Here is a 19,301-nt window from a genome sequence, read left to right as displayed (position 1 = left end):
CACCGTAGGCACTTCGGGCCGCTGTCGATTACCCGCCACCGGAACGGGGCACACAACTTCTACTTTGCGTCGTAAAGTTGTTTGCGTGGAACAGGACGATGATCGACCCCCCGCCGATGCCGCGACGGCGCTCCAACTGATCCGTGACCAGCGGGCGGCCACGGTCTCCCGGCTGGAACCGGACGCCCGGCTGATCTACTGGCCGTGGGGCGTGGCCTGGCTGGTCGGCTTCGGGCTGTTCTTCCTGCGCTTCTCCCCGGACGGTCGGGTGCTGGTCCGGCTGCCCGACTGGCTGCCGCTGACCGTCCTCTTCGTCCTACTGGCGGCCGCTTCGGTGGTGCAGGCAATCGCCGGCGCGCGAGCGTACGGCCAGGTGACCGGGGACTCGGCCCGGCGCGGCCGCTGGTACGGGTGCGCCTGGGCGGTGGGCTCGGTGAGCGTGTACGTGGGGCTCAGCCGAGTTTCGGAACATCTGCCGCACGATCTGGCGGCGCTGCTCTGGTCGGCCACCGCCGTCGGGTTGACCGGCGCGCTGCAGATGGCCGGCGGCGCGATCTGGCTCGACCGGGACCTGTTCCGGCTGGGCGTCTGGATCAGCGTGCTCAACGTGGTCGGCGCGATCGCCGGGCCGGGCTGGCACTCGCTTGTCGTCGCGGTGGCCGGCAGCGGCGGGATCCTGGTCGCCGGGACGATCGCCCACCTGCGACAGCGACGCCGGTCATGACCGACCTCGACCCGGTCATCCACGCCCAGGCGCGACTGCGGGTGGTCGCCGCGCTCTCCGCGCTCGGGGACGGGGACCGGATCACCTTCCCGCGACTGCAGGACCTGCTCGCGATGACCGCCGGCAACCTCTCCGTGCACCTGCGAAAGCTGGAGGACGCCGGATACGTGGAGATCAGCAAGACCCACCGGGGACGCACCCCGACCACCCTGATCCGCCTCAGCCGGCGGGGCCGGCTGGCGTTCGAGGAGTACACCGAAGCCATCCGCGCCCTGCTCGATCCCACCCAGCTCGACTCCACCCCGTCAAAGGAGCAGTCATGATCCTCGCCCGCGCCGACCAGGCCAGCCGCCGGTACGGCGACGTCCTCGCCCTCGACCGCGTCGACCTGGAGGTCCGGGCCGGCGAACTGGTCGGCCTGCTCGGCCCCAACGGCGCCGGCAAGAGCACCCTGATAAACCTGCTGGTCGGCCTGCGTCGGCCCAGCTCGGGCCGGCTCGAACTGTTCGGTGGCGACCCCCGCGACCCGGCGTCCCGACGGCAGATCGGCGTCACCCCCCAGGAGACCAGCCTCCCCGGGACGCTCCGCGTCGGAGAGGTCGTCGACTTCGTCTCCGCCCACTACGCCGACCCGGTGCCCCGGGGCGAGTTGCTCGACCGTTTCGGCCTGGGTGACCTCGCCCGACGACAGACCGGCGGGCTCTCCGGGGGCCAGCGTCGCCGGCTGGCCGTGGCGCTGGCCTTCGCCGGCCGGCCCCGGCTCGTGCTGCTCGACGAGCCGACCACCGGCCTGGACGTCGCCGCCCGGCACACCCTGTGGGAGGCGATCCGCGCGTTCCACGAAGACGGCGGAACCGTCCTGCTGAGCAGCCACTACCTGGAGGAGGTGGAGGCGCTCGCCCGCCGCGTGGTGGTGATCGCGCAGGGCCGGGTACTCGCCGACGACACCGTCGAGGCCGTGCGCGGCATCGTCGGCGTACGCCGGGTCAGCCTGGTCGCCGACAAGCTGCCCGACCTGCCCGGCGTCGTACGCGCCGACCGCGTCGACGGGCGCCTGCACCTGCTCACCACGGACGCCGACGAGCTGGTCCGTGCGCTTGTCGGCTCTCGGGCGGCGTTCACCGACCTGGAGGTGCGGCCCACCTCGCTGGAGGAGGCGTTCCTCGCCATCACCAGCGGCGACCAGCCGGGCGTCGGTGAGCAGGCCGGCGGCGTGCCCCCGACCAGCGCCCCGAACCAGACCGGCGCCGGAGACCCGACCGCCATCGACGACCAGCCCACCGCCGCTGCCGGCGGCCGACCCACCACCGTCTGAGGAGGCGCACCGTGCAGCTCGCCCTGGTCCACGCCCGCTACCAGCTACTGGAGATCATCCGGATCCCGGTGGCAGTCGTCGGCAGCGCGTTCTTCCCCGCCGCCGCGATGATCTTCTTCGTGGTGCCGTTCATCGGCGACGACGAGGTCGGCGCCACCTTGGCCACCGCGTCGATGATCACCTTCTCGGTGATGAGCGCCAACATCTTCCAGTACGGCGCCGGAATCGCCGAGGACCGCGACCAGCCGTGGAGCCCGTACACCCGGACTCTGCCGGCCGGTCCCGCGCCTCGCTTCGCGGGCCGGGTGCTGGCCGGCCTCGCGCTGACGTACCTCTCGCTGATCCCCGTCGTGGTGATCGGCGCGACGCTGACCCCGGCCCGGGTCACCCCGCTGGCGTTCCTGCTGACCGCCGCCACGGTGGCCGTCATCTCGGTGCCGTTCACGCTGATGGGGCTCGCCATCGGCTACTCGCTGCCCAGCAAGGCGGCGATCGTGGTGGCGCAGATCGTCTTCCTTCCGCTCGCGTTCGGTGGTGGGCTGCTCTCCGCCCCTGGAGACGCGCCCGGGTTCATCGAGACGATCGCACCGTTCCTGCCCACCCGGGGCGCGGCCGAACTGATGTGGTGGGCGGTCGGCGACTACCGGGTCGACCCGCTGGCGCTGATCATGCTCGGCGTCTGGGTCGTGCTGCTCGCCTCGCTCGCGGCCTGGGCGTACCGACGGGACGAGGGTCGCCGGTTCAGCTGACGATTCGTCCGTTTCCGCCCCGTGCCACAGCGGGACGGTGCCAGGATTCCGGCAGGGGGGCCGCCCGTGGCCGCCGGCCGAGAGGGGTCTGACGTGAGCACCGTCCCGCCGGGTACGCCGTGCTGGGCCGACCTGGCCACCCCGGACCTGACCGCCGCGCGGCGCTTCTACCCCGAGCTGTTCGGCTGGACCGGACGGGTGACGCCGGAGCCCGAGGCGGGCGGTTACACGGTCTTCCTGCTCGACGGCCGGCCGGTGGCCGGTGTCGGCCCGCCGGCGATCCCCGACCAGGTGCCGATCTGGTCGACGTACGTCGCCACCGACGACGCGGAACTCGTCGCCGGTCGGGTCGAACGGGCCGGCGGGCAGGTAGTGGTGCCGCCGTTCGAGGTCTTCGACCGGGGGCGGATGGCGGTGTTCGCCGACCCGGCGGGCGCCACGTTCAGCGTCTGGCAGCCACTGGCGATGCCCGGCGCCGAGGTGTTCAACGTGCCCGGCGCGATGAGCTGGAACGAACTGGTCACCCCCGACCCGGACGGGGCGAAGGTCTTCTACGAGCTGGTGTTCGGATGGCAGCCGGACGAACAGGCGGTCGGCGGCATGACGTACACCGGGTGGCGGCTCGGCGCGCAGATCGTCGCCGGGATGATGCCGCCGCTCGCCGACGACTTCCCCGCCGATCTCCCGGCGTACTGGACTGTGTACTTCGCGGTCACCGACGCGGACGCCGCCGCCGCCCGCGCCGCCGAGCTGGGCGGAACCATCCTGGTGCCGCCCCGCGACATCCCGACCGGCCGGTTCGCCGCCCTCCGTGACCCCCAGGGAGCACTCTTCTCGGTCATCGACCTGGGTTAGGCCGGGCGGGGCGGACGGGGACCACCAGGGGGCCGTTGGTGCCGGGGACCACCCGGACGCTGGCCCGGTAGTGGGTGGCGAGGAGGTGTTCGGTGAGCACCTCGTGCGGCGTTCCGGTCGCCACCACCCGGCCGTCGGCGAGCATCACCATCCGGTCCGCGTACTCGCCGGCCAGGGAGAGGTCGTGCATGGTGGCGAGCACCGTCAGGCCGTGCGCGTGGCGCAACTGGTCGACAACCTCCAGGACCTCCTGCTGGTGGCCGATGTCCAGCGCGCTTGTCGGCTCGTCGAGCAGCAGCAGCGTCGCGCCCTGGGCGAGCGCGCGGGCGAGGAAGACCCGCTGCCGTTCCCCGCCGGAGAGGGTCGCCAGCTCGCGACTGTGGAAGCCGGTCAGGTCCAGGCGGTCCAGCACCTCGTGCACGGCGGCGATGTCAGCTGTCGACTCCCGGCCCAGCGGCGGGATGTAGGGGGTACGGCCGAGCAGCACGTAGTCCAGCACCGGCATTCCGGGCGGCACCACCGGGGACTGCGTCACAGTCGCCACCACCCGGGCGCGGTCGCGGCGGCGCAGCGCGGTGCTCGGCGTACCGAACAGGGTGATGGCCTGCGGCGCGGGCAGCAGGCCGCCGACGGCGCGCAACAGGGTGGATTTGCCGGCGCCGTTCGGGCCGATCACGGTGACCCATTCGCCGGCCACGACTGTGAGGTCGACGCCGGTGAGGATCGGCGTGCCGTCCAGACTGACGTGCAGGCCGCGAACCTCGACCGCCGGCGGGCCGGCGGGTGATGGGCTCACGTGAGCACCCGTCGGGCGGTCCGCAGCACGAGGACGAAGAACGGGCCGCCGAGCAGGGCGGTGACCACGCCGATGGGCACCTCGGCCGGGGCGGCGGCGGTACGGGCCACCACGTCGGTCAGGGCCAGGAACGCGGCCCCGAACAGCAGTGACAGCGGCAGGATCACCCGGTAGCTCGACCCGGCGAGCAGCCGGACGGTGTGCGGCACGATGATGCCGACGAAGCCGATGAGCCCCGTCGCGGAGACCGCGGCGGCGGTGCCCAGCGACGCGGCGGCGATCAACAGGTAGCGGGAGCGTTGCGGGTGCAGGCCGAGGCTCTTCGCCTCGTCGTCGCCGACCGCGAGGACGTCCAGCTCGCGGCGGTGCAGCAGCACCACGACCGTGGTCAGGGCGGCGTACGGCAGCACCAGCAGCACATCGTGCCAGCCCGCGGTGGCCAGCCGGCCGAGCAGCCAGGAGTAGACCGGCTGGATGCTGTCGGAGTGCCGCTGGAGCAGGTACGTCTGACCTGCGGAGAGGAACGCGGAGACCGCGACCCCGGCCAGGATCAGCATCGCCGGGGACCTGCTCCGCCCGCCGGCCGCGCCGAGCAGGTAGGTCATCGTCACGGCGAGCAACGAGCCGGCGAACGCGGCCAGCGGGATGGTCAACGGCAGCCCGGAGATCGCGCCCTGCCGACCGGCCCCGCCGAGGGCGATCACCGCGGTGACCGCGAGGCCCGCGCCGGCGGCCACCCCGAGCAGGTACGGGTCGGCGAGTGGATTGCGGAACACGCCCTGGTAGCAGCCGCCGGCCAGGGCGAGCAGACCGCCGACGAGGAGGCCCAGCACGACCCGGGGCAGCCGCAGTTCGGTGACGATGGCGATCTCGCGTTCGGTCAGCCCGCTGTCGAGGTGTACCCCGGGGATCAGGTTGAGCAGCTCGGCGGCGACGCTTCCCGGCGGCAGGCTGACCGGCCCGAGTGAGACCCCGGCGAGGAGCGCGAAAAGCACCGCGAGGACGCCGGCGACCAACCAGCGCTTGCGCAGTCCGGCGGGACGCGACACGGCAGGGGGCAACCCCGCGCCCCGGACGCCGGACGGCAGCCCGCCGGGCCCGCCACCAGACGACGGCCCAGCGCCGGACGGCAGCCCGCCGGGCCGGGACGAGGATGGCGTCCCGGCTGGCGGGGTGGCGGGTGGCGGGGCGGGCATCGGCGTCCCGGTCACCGACGGGTCGCGGTCACGCGGGCACCTTGGCGACCGCGTCGATGATCACCCGAAGCAGGTCCACGACACGGGGGCCCCAGCGGGAGGCGATGTCGTCGTCGAGCGTGACCACCTGGCTGCTCTTCACCGCGGTGAGGCCGGACCAGCCGCTGCGGGCCTTGACCGAGTCGGCGTTCTGCTGGCAGCACTTGGAGTCGGCCAGGAAGACGAAGTCCGGGTCGGCCTTGACGATGAACTCCTGGGACAGCTGCGGGTAGCCGCCGTTCTTGCTGTCGGCGTCGGCCGGGTCGGCGATGTTTGTCAGGCCGACCATGCCGTAGAGCGAGCCGATGAAGGTCTTGCTCGTCGCGCTGTACAGCTCCGGGCCCAGCTCGTGGTAGTAGGTGAGCTTCTCGCTGCGCTGCGGCAGATCCTTGACCAGCTTGGCGATGTCGTCCTTCATCCGGCTGGCGACGTCGGCGGCCTGGTCGCCGTGCCCGGTCAGCTTGCCCAGGTCGGTGATCTGCGCGTACGAGTCGTCGAGCGTGGTGGCCGCCGGGGTCAGGTACACCGGGATCTTCAGCTTGCCGAGCTGGTCGACGATCTTGTTGGTGTCGTTGGAGAGCACCACCAGGTCGGGGTTCTTGCCGGCGATCGCCTCGGCGTTGGGCTGGAAGCCGGACAGGTCGCTCTTGGGCGCGTCGGCCGGGTAGTTGGACTGGTCGTCGACCGCGCTCACCTGCGGGCCCGCGCCGATAGCGAAGAGCATCTCGGTGGCGCTCGGCGAGAGCGACACGATCTTCTCGGGCCGCTTGTCGAGGGTGAGCGCGCCGACCGTCACCGGGTACGCGGCGGCGGCGGTGCCCGCGCTCGGCTTGTCGTCGGCCTTCTCGGCGCAGGCGCCGAGGGCGAGCGCGGCGACCGCGAGGGTCGCGGCGAGGAGCCGAGGGGTACGTCTGGACATGGGGGCCTCCTGTCGGTCGAGGAGTGTGGTGCTTCGCCGACAGGACTTCCGTACGCCCGCCCACGAGGCGCCCTTCCTCGAGAGCGCGTGTCGCGACCCATCCGCAGGCGACCTGGCTCGTCCCCGCCGTGCGGCGGGGCATCACAGTTGCGGGACAGCGCCGGGTTTCGCACCGGCTTCGCTGCGGAGTGGTCGCTAAGACGGTAGCGCACCGCCGGGACGTGCCGGATCGATCAAGTGCTGATCGGAACCCGTCGATAGACGCGGCGGCTGCGGAGGCGGCATATGTCCCGAATCCCGAGCCTCGGGAGCGGGTGGCGGGGCCCCGCCGGGGGCGGAGCGGGGCCCCACCCGATCAGGAGGCAGTGATGGTGACGTTGTCCACAGCCGCCTCCACCAGGCTGGCGCCGGACGCGTCCGCCGCCTCGACGAGGATGCGGACCGACTGGCCGGCGTACGGGGTCAGGTTGAGGCTCGCCACCGCCCAGCTCCCGTTGCGGTTGGCGGCCGCCCCGGCCTGGGTGAGCAGGGCTGTGGTGCCGCCGTTGTGCACCACGCTCACCCGCAGGTAGTCGGCCGACGAGGCGTTCGAGCCGTGCGCCAGGTACCAGGCCAGCGAGAGGGTGAGCGTGCCGGACGACGGCAGGGTCACCGCCGGGGACCGGACGCTCGTCACGCCGCCGTCGACGTCGTAGTCACCCGCCGCCGAACCGGCGAGCCGGCCGGTGACCAGGTCGTTGGATCCGGCGTACGGGGTGAGCTGCTTGGCGCCGGAGGACGTGGTGGCCTGGGCGGCGCCCCGTTCCCACGCCCCGAGGGTGGCGGTGTCGGTGCCGGCCGGGTTGGTGGTCCAGCCGGTGGCGGTCTCGAAGGTGTCCGACCAGACCGTGGTGCCGCCGCCACCGCCGCAGTACTGCGACTGCTTGCCGATGGCCCGGTACGGGCAGTCGGCGTACTCGCTGAGCAGCAGCACCGCCTCCCGGTTGCGGGTGGTCTGCGCGGTGATCACCTCGTCGGGCGGGTAGAAGCCGCCGCCGCCGGACGAGCCGGGGTACATCTCGAAGGTGTACGCCCAGATGTTGTGGGTGGCCCACAACCAGTCGAGGCTGTCCCCGTCGGTGATGTAGAGGTCGCTGGACTGCTCCGGGGTGTAGTTGTTCGTGGCCGCCATCTGCTGGCCGATGGTGGCGAACGTGTTGTACTGGTCGGCGCTCATCCCGGTGGCGGTGTTCGCTGTGGTGTAGCCGTACGGCCAGAGCACCAGCTCGGAGTAGGTGTGGAAGTCGATGTTCGCCTTGATCTGCTGGGCGCCGCCGACGACGCGGCTGTTGACGAAGTTGCGCAGCGCCTGCGTCTCGGGCGCGGAGAACGCGGACGGGCCGCGGTAGGTCTCCGACGAGGTGGTGCCGGAGGAGCCGCCGCAGCAGCCCCAGTTGTAGCCCCAGTTGCGGTTGAGGTCGGTGCCGACGTTCGACGAGCCGCTGTTGGGCTGGCGGTTCTTGCGCCAGGACCGGTACGACCCGGTGGCGATGTCGTACTCGCTGCCGTCCGGGTTGACCGTCGGCACGATCCAGATCTCCCGGCCGTTGACGAGGTTGGTGATCCGGGAGTCGCTGCCGTAGCTGTCGGTGAAGAGGTTCAGCAGGTAGATCGCCATCTCGACGGTCAGGTGCTCGCGGGCGTGCTGCTGGGCGTTGAACAGGATCTCCGGTTCACTCTCGTCGGTGCCGACGTTGTCGGAGATCTTCACGGCCATCAGGTCGCGGCCCTCGTACGACGAACCGATGCTGATCTTGCGGGCGATCGCCGGATGGTCGGCGACGACCTGGTTCACGACGGCCGTCAGTTCCGCGTAGTCGTGGTAGTTGGAGTCGGCGGGCGGGAACGCAAGGGTGCCCACCTCGCCGGCGCCGCGCTCGGCGCTCGGCGGCGGCGCGAGCGGTTCCAGCCGGAAGCCGAGCTTGCCGATGGCGGCGGCCTCGGCGGCGGTGGCCGAGATGTGCAGCACTCCGTGTTCGGAGTAGTCGATGGCGGCCCCGGTGCGGGCCACCGCGTTGCGGTCGGCGAGGGTCCGGGGCCCGAGCACCCGGTAGCCGGCGGCGGCCGGCTCGGCGGTCCGGTCCGGCGCCGGCTGGGCGGCTACCGGTCCGGCGGCGACGGTGACGATTCCCAGCCCGGTGACGACGGCGAGCACCAGGACGCGACGGAGAGGGTGGGGTCTGCCCAGGGTCATGGACTACCTCCTCGGAGGGCGGGATGTCCCGCTCGGTGAAGCACACTTCACCATCAGTCACATGGTCATATCAATATTGATCGCTGCCCCGTGCACCGCCCTGTGCATCCCAGGTTGACCATCGCTGCGGCAAAGATTTTCTGCCGCTCAACATATGGCGAAACTTCCCTCCAAGCGGAAAACTGACCAGCGACGATCCCCCCTCTCGACACCGCGGAGCACCCATGGCCAGTCCCCGCCTGCACGCGGCCGCCCTCGCCGGCGTCAGCGCGCTCACCCTGCTCGCCACCGCAGCCCCCGCGACGGCGGCCCGGCCGCCCTCCCCCGCCCACGACGAGCAGATCACCTTCCAGGACTGGTCCGGTCCCGCCGACTGGCACCGGGGCAGCCGGGACGGCACCCGCGTCGTGCCCGGCCCGCGAGCGGGCGTCACCCTGGCCCGCCCGGCCGGCACCATCGAGTACGCCGACCCGCACACAGGCGCCACCCGCACCTGGGAGTACGGCACCTGGACCTCGCCGGTGACCCGGATCGGCTTCGACGCGACCGAGTTGATCGCCTCCTGGAACGCCGAGACCCCCGCCGGCACCTGGATCCAGGTGGAGATGCAGGGCAGCTACACGAGCGGCGACCAGACCCCGTGGTACGTCATGGGTCGCTGGGCCTCCGGCGACACCGACATCAAGCGGACCAGCGTCGACAAGCAGGGCGACCCCTGGTCGACGATCTGGACCGACACCTTCAGCATCGACGACGCCGACGCTGGAGTGCTGCTGCGGTCGTACCAGCTGCGGTTGACCCTCTACCGGGCGCCGGGGCAGACCGCCGCGCCGGTCGTGCGGATGCTCGGCGCGATGAGCTCCACAGTGCCGGACCGGTTCACCGTCGCGCCGAGCGCCGGGCACATCGCCTGGGGTGTCGAACTGCCGGTGCCCCGTTACTCGCAGAACGTGCACGCCGGGCACTACCCCGAGTACGACGGCGGCGGCGAGGCGTGGTGCTCGCCCACCTCCACCGAGATGGTCGTCGAGTACTGGGGGCGCAAGCCGTCGGCGGCCGACACGTCCTGGGTGGACCCGACCTACCCCGACCCGACGGTCAACCACGCCGCCCGGATGACCTACGACTACACGTACGACGGCGCCGGCAACTGGCCGTTCAACACCGCGTACGCGGCCAGTTTCCCCGGGCTGGAGGGGCGGGTGACCCGGCTGCACTCGCTTGACGAGCTGGAGCGCTTCATCGCCGCCGGCATCCCCGTGGTGACCAGCCAGTCCTTCCTCGCCAGTGAGCTGGACGGGGCGAACTACGGCACCTCCGGGCACCTGTTCGTGGTGGTCGGCTTCACCGCCGACGGCGACGTCATCGTCAACGACCCCGCGTCGTCGAGCAACGACGTCGTACGCAACGTCTACAAGCGCGCGCAGTTCGAGCAGATCTGGCTGCGGACCAAGCGCACCAACGCCACCGGCGGAGTCTCCGGCGGCTCGGGCGGCGTCGCATACCTGATCAAGCCGACGTCCAAGCCCTGGCCCAAGGTCCCCAACTCCACCAACTGGTAGGCCCCGCCCCGCTGCCCCCCCAACCCTGGTTGATCAAGAGGTTTGCGTCATGGGAATGGCTCCCGGTGACGCAAACCTCTTGATCACGGCCGTTCTACCGGTCCACCGCCTCGGCGAACGTCTTGTTCTGCTCTCGGCGGCGGCGGATCGTCCAGACCAAGAAGATCACCCAGGCGACCCCGGCCACCACGCCGGCGAGGGTGAGCCCGGTGACGAGCAGCCAGGTCGAACCCCCGGTCGCGGAGAAGACTCCCTTGCGAGCGCCCGTGTCCCGTGCCGAAGCCGTCTCTCCCGTCGACAGGGCGTCCGGGGCGTCGTACAGGATCACGTCCGCCCGCTTCGCACCGTCGTCGGCCACGAAGTTCCCGTGCCAGGTGCAGCTTCGCCGCGAGCACTCCTCGGAGACGGCCGTGAAGGTGCCGGTCGTACCGCCGCCGCCCTTGGCCTGCCAGGCCGGCCCGAGATCACCAATGCCCAGCATCAACCCGATGCCGGCGATGACGGGCAGGCCGATCCAGACGAACACCTTCGCCCGCCAGTCGTTGATCTTGCTGAAGATTTCCACGGCGGCAGACCCTAACGGCACGCGGCCGATTCCGCCGCCCCGTTACGACGAGCCCGGTGCAGTGCGCGACCGCGGACCCTACGGCTCCCGCCGCTGAGCCTCGTCCGGCTTGTCGTCCTCGCCGGCCAGGGCCGCGCGGAGGCGTTCCTTCTCGGTGCGGCGACGCTCGGCCGCGCCGGCCATCTCCTCGGCCATCTCGTCGCGCCAGCCGCGCAACAGGAAGAAGGAGAGCGCGGCGGAGAAGACCAGCGCCAGCATCAGCTTCAGAAACACGTTCATGTCGACCAGCCAGAGGCCCGCCAGCACGGCGACGAACAGCCCGATCCGGCCCAGCGTGTACTTGACCGCCGCGCTCACCTGTACCACTCCGTTCTCTGCTCGACCGCCAGTGTGCCGGCGGAGGGTCGACCCGCCCGGCGGGCGGTCGAGGTCAGCCGGTCCGGCGGGCCAGCCAACGGACGCCGGGAAACCAGACCACCGCATACGCCACTGTGAACGCCACCGCCCCCAACGCGCCGGACAGCAGCGGCGCGAACCCGGCGGCCAGTCCGGCGACAAGCAGCCCCACGAGCACCGCGACGGCCACCGCGGCGAGCGCCGCCGCCACCCGGGCCGCGCCGAAGTCCCAGGCCCGGAAGTCGTCCCAGAACAGCCAGGCCGGCAGGATCACCGCGAGCCAACCGTTTGTGTGACCGAAGTCGCCGGCGCCGAACGAGGCGAACGCCCACTCGAACAGCACGAGCGCCAGCACGCCGATCACCAGGCCGGCCAGGCACACCCCGAGCAGATCGCCCAGGGTACGCACGCGTCCCTCGGCGTCCCGCCGGGGAAACCCGCCCTGCTGCTCGGATCCGCGCTGCTCGGTCATCGACTGCGAGGGTACGTGGTGCCTCAGGCCCAGACCTGCTGCGGCTCGGCGCGGCGCTCGGCCAGCGACGGCGCCTTGTCGTACTCCCGGACCACGTTGTAGCGGGTGTCCCGCTCGACCGGCTGGAAACCGGCATCCCAGATCAGGTGCAGCAGGTCGTCACGGTGCATGGTGTTCGGGGTGCCGTACGAGTCGGCGTCGTGAGTGATCTTGTATTCGACCACCGAGCCGTCCAGGTCGTCCACACCGAAGTTCAGCGAGAGCTGGGCCACCGAGAGACCGTGCATCACCCAGAAGTTCTTCAGGTGCGGCACGTTGTCGAAGAGCAGCCGGGACACGGCGAACGTCTTCAGCGACTCGGCCGGCGAGGCCATCGTGGTGCGCGCCTGGATCCGGTTACGGATCTTGCCGTCCGCCGAGTCCACGAAGTCGTGCTGGTAGCGCAGCGGGATGAAGACCGCGAAGCCGCCGGTCTCGTCCTGCAACTCCCGCAGCCGCAGCACGTGGTCGACGCGGTGCCGGGGCTCCTCGATGTGGCCGTACAGCATGGTCGCCGGGGTCTTCATGCCCTTGCTGTGCGCCAGGGCGTGGATCCGCGACCAGTCCTCCCAGTGGCAGGCGTGGTCGACGATGTGCTGCCGGACCTCCCAGTCGAAGATCTCCGCGCCACCGCCGGTCAGCGACTCCAGGCCCGCGTCCATCAGCTCGTCGAGGATCTCGTCGGCGCTCAGGCCGCTGATCTTCTCGAACCACTGGACCTCGGTCGCCGTGAAGCACTTGAGCTTGACGTTCGGCAGCGCGGCCTTCAGCTCGCGCAGCACCTTGGGGTAGTAGCGCCACGGCAGCGTCGGGTGCAGGCCGTTGACGATGTGCAGCTCGGTGAGCTGCTCGTCCTCCATCTCCTTGGCCTTGCGGACCGCCTCGTCGATGCGCATCGTGTACGCGTCCTTCTCGCCAGGCTTGCGCTGGAACGAGCAGTACGCACACGACGCCGAGCACACGTTTGTGAGGTTGAGGTGCCGGTTGACGTTGAACATCACCCGTTCGCCGTTGAGCGCGGTGCGCTTGTGGTGCGCCAGCCGCCCCAACCAGGTCAGGTCGTCGCTGTCGTAGAGGGCGATGCCGTCCTCCCGGCTCAGCCGTTCACCGGCGTACACCTTCGCTTCGAGCTCACGCTTGAGTCCGGCGTCCATGGCACGTCCCTTCCACCTGCGGTCCCTCCCGAGGGTACGTCGGCACTCGGGCGGCCTCGGCGGCACGGTCGGCGGCAGCGATCCAGTTCACCGGACTCTCAGCCTCCCGTAACCCGCCGATGCATCGACATCACTGCCGTCGTGCGGTAAGACAAGGTGGGGCGGAACTCACACACTGGTACCGTCCCGACGGCCGTGCCCACCGAGCGCGGCGCCGAGCACCGGACGGGGAGTGGAATGGTCGACAGCGGGCGCGGGCGACGGCAGCGACGACGGAGCCCGGTGATCTCGCCGGTGCTGCGGCCGAAGCTCTGGGCCGCCCTGCTCGGCGCGATCGCCGCCGCCGTGCTGGCCACCCCCGCGTACGCCGAGCCCGCAGTGCCCACGACGGTGCCGGACACCGGCGCCCGCCCGCCGGCGATCGGCGCGCCGCAGGTGCCCGGCAGCCCGCCCGTCGTCGGCGTCCCCGCCCCGCCGGTGGCCAACATCGGCACCGGCCCGCTGGCCGCCCAGATCGCCGCCGGTGAAAGCCAGGTCGGCCTGCTCGGCGACCAGCTGCTGCTGACGCGGCAGAAACGCACCGACGCGCAGGCCCAGCTCGCCTCCGCCGGCAAGGTGCTGGCGACCACGCAGGACGCTCTGCTCCGTGCCCAGCAGGCAGCCGACGCGGCCGCCTCGGACGCGGTCAAGGCAGCCGCCGCCCTGCCCCCCGGCGACTTCGTCGACGACATCCAGGGCCTGAGCCGGCTCCAGCGGATCAACCGTGGCGAGAAGGTCGAGGGCGCCACCACCGCCGTGGCCGGTGAGCTGTCCCGGGCTCGGGCCAGCGAGCAGGCCGCCTACCAGGCGCACGCCACGGCCAAGGCTGCCGTGGACGCCGCCGAGGCCGAGTTCACCACCGGCGAGAAGGCGCTGCGCACCGCCGAGGCCAGCCTGCTCAAACTGCGCAAGGACAACGCCGCGCAGCTGATCGAGATCGAGCGACAGCAGGAGGCCAGCGAGCAGCAGCTGGGGGCGGGTTACGTCACCGGCCAGAGCAGCAACGGAATGTCCGCGCACCCGCGGGCACTGGCCGCCGTCCGGTACGCGCTGGCCCAGCTCGGTGACCCGTACAAGTGGTCCGAGGAGGGGCCGGACCGCTTCGACTGCTCCGGTCTGATGTGGGCCGCGTACCGGTCCCCGGGCGCCGACTACTTCGACCTGCCCCGGGTCTCCCGCGACCAGTACGCCGCCACCCGGTCCCGCACGGTGCCGCAGACCGCACTGCTCCCCGGCGACCTGCTCTTCTTCGCCTCCGGCAGCAGCTGGACCACGATCCACCACGTCGCCATGTACATCGGCAACGGCAAGATGGTGCAGGCGCCCACGACCGGCGACGTGGTCAAGATCTCGGTGGTCGGCTGGTCCCGGCTCTACGCCGCGACCCGGGTGATCGGGGCCGTGCCGACTCCGACCGTGCCCCTCCCGCCCGTGCCGCCCCCCACCACCAAGCCGACGCCGACCACCAAGCCGACGCCGACCACCAAGCCGACGCCCAAGCCGACCGGATCGGCCACCCCCAAGCCCACCGGCACCCCGACCCCGAAGCCGACCGGCGGCAGCACCCCGACCCCGACCGGCAGCCCGACCAACACGCCGCCGACTATGCCGACGCCGCCCACCACGGCACCGGCCAGCGCCTCGGCCTCGGCCTCGGCGTCCGCGTCCGCCTCCGCCAGCCGGAGCGGGGTCTCCAGCGACAGCCCGACGACCAGCACGAGCACCGCCCGCTGAGCCGCCACACGGGCTCCGGCTGTCCGCCCGGGGCGATCTGTGGCACGGTGACAACCAGGCACATCCGGTCCGATGTCACGGGCCGGGTGCGAGCATGGCGCGGAGGGCGGAGATGGCCGAGCAGAGAGATACGGCGGAGAGTGTCGACTCCGCGCTGACGGAGGCCGACCCGTTCGACGGCGAAGCCGCCGCCACGCTCGACGGGCGGGCAGCGGCGACAGCCGCCGCGAAGGCCGCCGACGCCAAGGCTGCCACGCCCGACGCGAAGGCTGCCGACGCCAAGGCTGCCGCGCCCGACGCGAAGGCTGCCGACGCAGAAGCCGTCACGCCCGAGGCAGCGCCCGCCGACGCACGGGCCGCTACGCCCTACCTAGAGGCCGCCGACGCGAAGGCCGACGAGCCCGAGGCAACGGCCGCCGACGCAAGGGCCGCCGACGCAAGGGCCGCCGAGCCCGACGCAAGGGCCGCCGAGCCCGACGCAAGGGCCGCCGAGCCCGACGCAAGGGCCGCCGACGTGGAGGACGACGCCGACCTGGACCCTGCCGCCGCCTCAGTGGCCGCCGCCGCGGACGATGTCTCCACCGCGGACGATGTCTCCACCGCGGATGACGTCGCCGACGCGGACGACGTCGGTGGCGATCCTGGCGACAGGGCCGCCTCCACGGACGCCCGTGAGGCGGACATCGAGCAACCCGCGTCGGATGACGCCGCCGCCGGCGCGGTTGCCGCCGTACCGGTGCGGGCTCGTGCGAGCGTCGCGACCCTCGGAGCGCTGCCCGGTGATCTTCCGGCCGGCGCCCCGGCCAGCGCGACCACCTACCGGGCCACCGGCTCCGCCAGCCCGGCCGGTGTCCCGGTGCCCGGCCAGAGGGCCACCTCGACCGCTCCGGCGCGGGCCAGCGCCACGGTGCCGGGCAGCAGCCGGGTAGCGGCCGGCAGCGTGGGTACGTCGGACTCCCGGGCGAGCACGTCTGCCGTCTACCGGTCGGGGCCGGCGAGTCCCGAGCCGCCGGAGCCGGTGCAGCCTCCCGAGCCGCCGACCCCGGAACCGACGCCTCCCGGACCGGGCGACCCGGAGCCCGCGCCGAGTCCGGGGCCGTACCCGCCCGGTCCGTCGCCGACGCCGGGCCCCTTCCCGACTCCGCGGCCCGACCCGGTGCCACCCGTGCCGGGGCCACCCGTGCCGCCGCCCTCGCCGCTGCCGCCCCTGCCGGGCCCGCCGACACCGCCCGTCCCCGGGCCTCCGATGCCACCGCCCGGTCCGATGCCGGCACCACCGTTCCCGCCGCCCCCGGCGACGACAGGCACGCCTGGCGTACGGGCCACCGCCTCGGCCTCCGCGCCGCCGGCCGGCTCGGCCGGATGGACAGCCTCGTCGCCGGTCGAGCGCGCCGACTCCGACAGGCGTGTCACTGGCACGTCATCCAGCCCGGGCGTGCGGGCCACCGCCTCGGCCTCCGCGCCGCCGGCCGCCTGGCCGAGTCCGGGCAGCGCCCCGACGTCGGATGCCGCACCGTCGGCCCCCGGCGGCGCATGGACGTCGGCTGGCGCGCCAACGGCCCCGAGCGGCGCATGGACGTCGGCTGGCGCGTCGTCGGCACCGAGCAGCGCCCGGGCCGAGGCGCCGGTCTCGGCTCCACCGGTGGTGCCCGCGCCCGCGCTCCCGAGCTGGCCACCGTCCACCGCTGGCACGCCGTCCACCGCCAGCACGCCGACGACCGGTGGTACGCCGTCCACCTCCCGCACGCCGTCCACCGCCAGCACGCCAACGACCGTCAGTACGCCGTCCACCGCCGGCACCCCGGCGACCGGTGGTACGGGCTACCGGACGACCACGCCGCCGGGCGGCCCCGCCCTGCGGGACGCGCCAGCCGGCGCCCGCGCCGGAAGGCGCGACGGCGGCACCGATCTCGCGGGCACCGTCTACGGCAGCGGCGAGGGACCGGGGTTCGCCACGATCGCCCTGCCGGCCAACGCGGCGGTGGAGAATTCCGGCTCGCTGACCGGGCACATTCTCGCCCAGGGCTGGTCCGACACGCCGACCGAGCGATCGCGAAACACCCGGGTGGTAATCGTCCTGATCGCCGCGCTGGGGCTGCTGGTGGCGATCAGCGTGCTTGTCGTCCTACTCGCGAACGATGCGATGGACGGCCTGGTGGGCAGCGTGCTCAACGGCTGATCCGACGGTCGGACGCCGTGGCGGGTCCGTGAGTCCGCCCACTACCGTCGGTCAACCGGCTGGCGGGTTCGCCGAACCGCCGTACACTGGTTGAGATCACTGACCCGGCGCGCGTGGTGCGCGCCCTTGGGCGATCTTGCGGGCGATCCGGCGGCACAGCCGCGGCAGGCCATCGCGAAGATGCGCCCCGCTCGAAAGGCATTTGTTGACCACCTCTGCTGACTCCAGCACCGTTTCGTCCGTTTCCGATTCCACCCCGGTGGCGATCGACGCAGCCCCGGAGACGTCCGACGTCGTCGCGGCCGAGCCGGTCTCGACCGAGAACACGCCGGCCGAGGCCGCCGAGCCGATCGACTTCGCCGGCCTGGGCCTGCCCGAGCCGCTGGTGCGTGCCCTGGCCCGCCAGGGCATCACCACCCCGTTCGAGATCCAGCGGGCCACCGTTCCGGACGCGCTCGCCGGCCGGGACGTGCTGGGCCGTGGGCAGACCGGGTCGGGCAAGACGCTCGCCTTCGGCCTGCCTCTGCTCGCCCGGGTCGCCGCCGGTCGCCCGGCCCGGCCCATGCGGCCGCGCGCCCTCGTCCTGGTGCCGACCCGTGAGTTGGCCATGCAGGTCAACGACGCGCTGCTGCCGCTGGGCAAGGCGCTCAACGTCTTCCTGAAGACCGCCGTCGGCGGCGTTCCGTACGACCGCCAGATCGACGCGCTCCGGCGCGGCGTGGAGATCATCGTGGCGACCCCGGGCCGGCTCGGCGACCTGATCGAGCGGGGCATCTGCCAGCTCGACGACGTCGAGGTGACGGTGCTCGACGAGGCCGACCAGATGGCCGACATGGGCTTCCTGCCCGAGGTGACCGACCTGCTGGCGAAGACGCCGGCCAACGGTCAGCGGCTGCTCTTCTCGGCCACCCTCGATGGTGACGTCGACGCGCTTGTCAAGCGGTTCATGAACGACCCGGTGACGCACTCCACCGCGCCGTCCACGGCGTCGGTGTCCACCATGGATCACCACATGCTCTTGATCCCGCCGCACGAGAAGTTCCCGGTGGCCGCGTCGATCGCGGCCCGGGACGGACGGACCATGGTCTTCGCGCGTACCCAGCTGGGCGTTGACCGGCTCGTCGAGCAGCTCGCGGCGGTCGGCGTCCGGGCCGGTGGGCTGCACGGCGGCAAGACCCAGCGGATGCGGACCAAGACCCTGGCCGAGTTCCGTGAGGGTCGGATGAACGTCCTGGTCGCCACCGACGTGGCGGCCCGGGGCATCCACGTCGACGGTGTCACCCTGGTGCTGCACGTCGACCCGCCGAAGGACCCGAAGGACTACCTGCACCGCGCCGGCCGCACCGCCCGGGCCGGCGAGTCCGGCGCGGTCGCGACGCTGGTGCTGCCCAAGCAGCGCCGTACCACCCTCGCGATGCTGGAGAAGGCCGGCGTGGCGCCGGCCGAGACCCGGGTTCGGGTCGGTGACCCGGTGCTGGGCGAGCTGATCGGCGCCCGGGAGCCCAGTGGCGTCCCGGTGCGCGTGGAGGCGGAGCCGCGCGGCTACGGCGACCGCTCCGGCGGCTCGCGTCGCTTCGACGACCGTTCCGGCGGCCCGCGTCGCTTCGGCGACCGGCCGACCGGTGAGCGCCGCTACAGCGACCGGCCGACCGGTGAGCGCCGCTTCGGCGACCGCCCGCAGGGTGAGCGCCGCTTCGGCGACCGCCCGCAGGGCGAGCGCCAGTACGGCGACCGGCCCACCGGCGAGCGCCGCTACGCCGACCGGGACAGCCGGGGTTACGGCGACCGGCCCACAGGCGACCGGCGCTACGGCGACCGCCCGCAGTTCGGCGACCGGGATGGCCGGGGTGATCGGCCGACCGGCGAGCGTCGATTCGGCGACCGGCCGCAGGGTGACCGCCAGTACGGCGACCGTCCGACCGGCGAGCGCCGCTACAGCGATCGACCCACCAGCGACCGGCAGTACGGCGACCGCCCGCAGGGTGAGCGCCGCTACGGCGACCGCCCGCAGGGCGACCGGCCGACAGGCGAGCGCCGCTACGGCGACCGCCCGCAGGGCGACCGGCCGACAGGTGAGCGCCGCTTCGGCGACCGGCCGCAGAGTGACCGCCAGTACGGCGACCGACCCACAGGTGAGCGCCGCTTCGGCGACCGGCCGCAGGCTGACCGGGGTGACCGGCCGGCAGGTGAGCGGCGTTTCGCTGACCGGGACACCCGGGGTGGCTACCGCTCCGAGGGCCGAGGTCGGGACGACCGGCCGCGCGACGACCGGCCGCGCGACGAGCGGCGCGGTTTCGGCGGTCGGCCGCCGGCGCGTACCCACTGATGCACTGAC

At 72.6% G+C, this 19,301-nt stretch carries 17 protein-coding genes and 1 riboswitch; of the genes, 9 read left to right on the top strand and 8 right to left on the bottom strand.

Annotated elements, in window-relative coordinates; genetic code table 11:
- Positions 1-85: 85 nt before the first annotated feature.
- From OOJ91_RS22895 to OOJ91_RS22875, 5 genes are all read left to right on the top strand, one after another.
- Positions 86-724: a transporter gene (locus tag OOJ91_RS22895; RefSeq protein WP_266248061.1), complete on the top strand. Its 639-nt coding sequence runs from the start codon at positions 86-88 to the stop codon at positions 722-724.
- The gene (locus OOJ91_RS22890; protein WP_266248059.1) at positions 721-1,047 is read left to right on the top strand and encodes a winged helix-turn-helix domain-containing protein; all 327 of its coding nucleotides are present in this window, start codon (positions 721-723) and stop codon (positions 1,045-1,047) included. The genes OOJ91_RS22895 and OOJ91_RS22890 overlap by 4 nt, the downstream gene beginning before the upstream one ends.
- Positions 1,044-2,039 carry an ABC transporter ATP-binding protein gene (locus tag OOJ91_RS22885; protein ID WP_266248057.1) on the top strand — a complete coding sequence of 332 codons (996 nt, stop codon included), beginning with the start codon at positions 1,044-1,046 and terminating at the stop codon, positions 2,037-2,039. The genes OOJ91_RS22890 and OOJ91_RS22885 overlap by 4 nt, the downstream gene beginning before the upstream one ends.
- Before the next feature lie 11 nt (positions 2,040-2,050).
- The gene (locus tag OOJ91_RS22880) at positions 2,051-2,788 is read left to right on the top strand and encodes an ABC transporter permease (protein ID WP_266248055.1); all 738 of its coding nucleotides are present in this window, start codon (positions 2,051-2,053) and stop codon (positions 2,786-2,788) included.
- A 93-nt stretch (positions 2,789-2,881) separates the two neighbouring features.
- The gene (locus OOJ91_RS22875) at positions 2,882-3,643 is read left to right on the top strand and encodes a VOC family protein (RefSeq protein ID WP_266248053.1); all 762 of its coding nucleotides are present in this window, start codon (positions 2,882-2,884) and stop codon (positions 3,641-3,643) included.
- Here OOJ91_RS22875 and OOJ91_RS22870 read toward each other — a convergent pair.
- From OOJ91_RS22870 to OOJ91_RS22855, 4 genes are all read right to left on the bottom strand, one after another.
- Positions 3,627-4,439, bottom strand: a complete 813-nt coding sequence (locus tag OOJ91_RS22870) for an ABC transporter ATP-binding protein (RefSeq protein WP_266248051.1) — start codon at positions 4,437-4,439, stop codon at positions 3,627-3,629. The two genes, OOJ91_RS22875 and OOJ91_RS22870, sit on opposite strands and share 17 nt — an antisense overlap.
- Complete coding sequence (locus OOJ91_RS22865; protein ID WP_439117096.1) at positions 4,436-5,635, bottom strand: FecCD family ABC transporter permease; 1,200 nt, start codon at positions 5,633-5,635, stop codon at positions 4,436-4,438. The genes OOJ91_RS22870 and OOJ91_RS22865 overlap by 4 nt, the downstream gene beginning before the upstream one ends.
- Positions 5,636-5,663: 28 nt before the next feature.
- Positions 5,664-6,593, bottom strand: coding sequence for an ABC transporter substrate-binding protein (locus OOJ91_RS22860; RefSeq protein WP_266248050.1), 930 nt, complete (start codon positions 6,591-6,593; stop codon positions 5,664-5,666).
- Positions 6,594-6,704: 111 nt separating this feature from the next.
- A riboswitch (cobalamin riboswitch) is annotated at positions 6,705-6,770 on the bottom strand.
- A gap of 178 nt (positions 6,771-6,948) precedes the next feature.
- Positions 6,949-8,826 carry a M14 family zinc carboxypeptidase gene (locus tag OOJ91_RS22855; RefSeq protein WP_266248048.1) on the bottom strand — a complete coding sequence of 626 codons (1,878 nt, stop codon included), beginning with the start codon at positions 8,824-8,826 and terminating at the stop codon, positions 6,949-6,951.
- A 224-nt stretch (positions 8,827-9,050) separates the two neighbouring features.
- On the opposite strand from OOJ91_RS22855, the gene OOJ91_RS22850 reads away from it, so the two are divergent.
- On the top strand, positions 9,051-10,388 hold the full coding sequence (locus OOJ91_RS22850) for a C39 family peptidase (RefSeq protein ID WP_266248047.1): 1,338 nt from the start codon (positions 9,051-9,053) through the stop codon (positions 10,386-10,388).
- 94 nt (positions 10,389-10,482) lie between these two features.
- Here the strand turns inward: OOJ91_RS22850 and OOJ91_RS22845 are convergent, their stop codons facing one another.
- The 4 genes from OOJ91_RS22845 to mqnE form a co-directional block, all read right to left on the bottom strand.
- Entirely contained in the window at positions 10,483-10,953 is a 471-nt protein-coding gene (locus tag OOJ91_RS22845; RefSeq protein WP_266248046.1) for a hypothetical protein, read from the bottom strand.
- A 78-nt stretch (positions 10,954-11,031) separates the two neighbouring features.
- On the bottom strand, positions 11,032-11,310 hold the full coding sequence (locus OOJ91_RS22840) for a DUF4229 domain-containing protein (RefSeq protein ID WP_266248045.1): 279 nt from the start codon (positions 11,308-11,310) through the stop codon (positions 11,032-11,034).
- Positions 11,311-11,383: 73 nt separating this feature from the next.
- The gene (locus OOJ91_RS22835; protein WP_266248044.1) at positions 11,384-11,821 is read right to left on the bottom strand and encodes a hypothetical protein; all 438 of its coding nucleotides are present in this window, start codon (positions 11,819-11,821) and stop codon (positions 11,384-11,386) included.
- Positions 11,822-11,844: 23 nt separating this feature from the next.
- Positions 11,845-13,014: an aminofutalosine synthase MqnE gene (gene mqnE / locus OOJ91_RS22830; protein ID WP_266248042.1), complete on the bottom strand. Its 1,170-nt coding sequence runs from the start codon at positions 13,012-13,014 to the stop codon at positions 11,845-11,847.
- Positions 13,015-13,251: 237 nt separating this feature from the next.
- Here mqnE and OOJ91_RS22825 point away from each other — a divergent pair, with 237 nt between their 5' ends.
- From OOJ91_RS22825 to OOJ91_RS22815, 3 genes are all read left to right on the top strand, one after another.
- Positions 13,252-14,787 carry a C40 family peptidase gene (locus OOJ91_RS22825; protein WP_266249810.1) on the top strand — a complete coding sequence of 512 codons (1,536 nt, stop codon included), beginning with the start codon at positions 13,252-13,254 and terminating at the stop codon, positions 14,785-14,787.
- A gap of 112 nt (positions 14,788-14,899) precedes the next feature.
- Positions 14,900-16,966: a hypothetical protein gene (locus tag OOJ91_RS22820; protein ID WP_266248040.1), complete on the top strand. Its 2,067-nt coding sequence runs from the start codon at positions 14,900-14,902 to the stop codon at positions 16,964-16,966.
- Positions 16,967-17,225: 259 nt separating this feature from the next.
- Positions 17,226-19,292 carry a DEAD/DEAH box helicase gene (locus OOJ91_RS22815; protein ID WP_266248039.1) on the top strand — a complete coding sequence of 689 codons (2,067 nt, stop codon included), beginning with the start codon at positions 17,226-17,228 and terminating at the stop codon, positions 19,290-19,292.
- Positions 19,293-19,301: the final 9 nt, after the last annotated feature.

The sequence above is a fragment of the Micromonospora lupini genome (genome assembly GCF_026342015.1).
Lineage (GTDB): Bacteria > Actinomycetota > Actinomycetes > Mycobacteriales > Micromonosporaceae > Micromonospora > Micromonospora lupini_B.
Note: the sequence above shows the minus strand (reverse complement) of the source record. Positions and strands in the feature narration are given on the sequence as shown.

What these genes read in the sequence shown, in the direction of transcription:
- OOJ91_RS22885 (WP_266248057.1), top strand. Translation starts at nt 1,044, where the DNA reads ATGATCCTCGCCCGCGCCGACCAGGCCAGCCGCCGGTACGGCGACGTC.
- OOJ91_RS22825 (WP_266249810.1), top strand. Translation starts at nt 13,252, where the DNA reads ATGGTCGACAGCGGGCGCGGGCGACGGCAGCGACGACGGAGCCCGGTG.
- mqnE (WP_266248042.1), bottom strand. Translation starts at nt 13,014, where the DNA reads ATGGACGCCGGACTCAAGCGTGAGCTCGAAGCGAAGGTGTACGCCGGT.
- OOJ91_RS22850 (WP_266248047.1), top strand. Translation starts at nt 9,051, where the DNA reads ATGGCCAGTCCCCGCCTGCACGCGGCCGCCCTCGCCGGCGTCAGCGCG.
- OOJ91_RS22860 (WP_266248050.1), bottom strand. Translation starts at nt 6,593, where the DNA reads ATGTCCAGACGTACCCCTCGGCTCCTCGCCGCGACCCTCGCGGTCGCC.
- OOJ91_RS22820 (WP_266248040.1), top strand. Translation starts at nt 14,900, where the DNA reads ATGGCCGAGCAGAGAGATACGGCGGAGAGTGTCGACTCCGCGCTGACG.
- OOJ91_RS22855 (WP_266248048.1), bottom strand. Translation starts at nt 8,826, where the DNA reads ATGACCCTGGGCAGACCCCACCCTCTCCGTCGCGTCCTGGTGCTCGCC.
- OOJ91_RS22890 (WP_266248059.1), top strand. Translation starts at nt 721, where the DNA reads ATGACCGACCTCGACCCGGTCATCCACGCCCAGGCGCGACTGCGGGTG.
- OOJ91_RS22865 (WP_439117096.1), bottom strand. Translation starts at nt 5,635, where the DNA reads ATGCCCGCCCCGCCACCCGCCACCCCGCCAGCCGGGACGCCATCCTCG.
- OOJ91_RS22835 (WP_266248044.1), bottom strand. Translation starts at nt 11,821, where the DNA reads ATGACCGAGCAGCGCGGATCCGAGCAGCAGGGCGGGTTTCCCCGGCGG.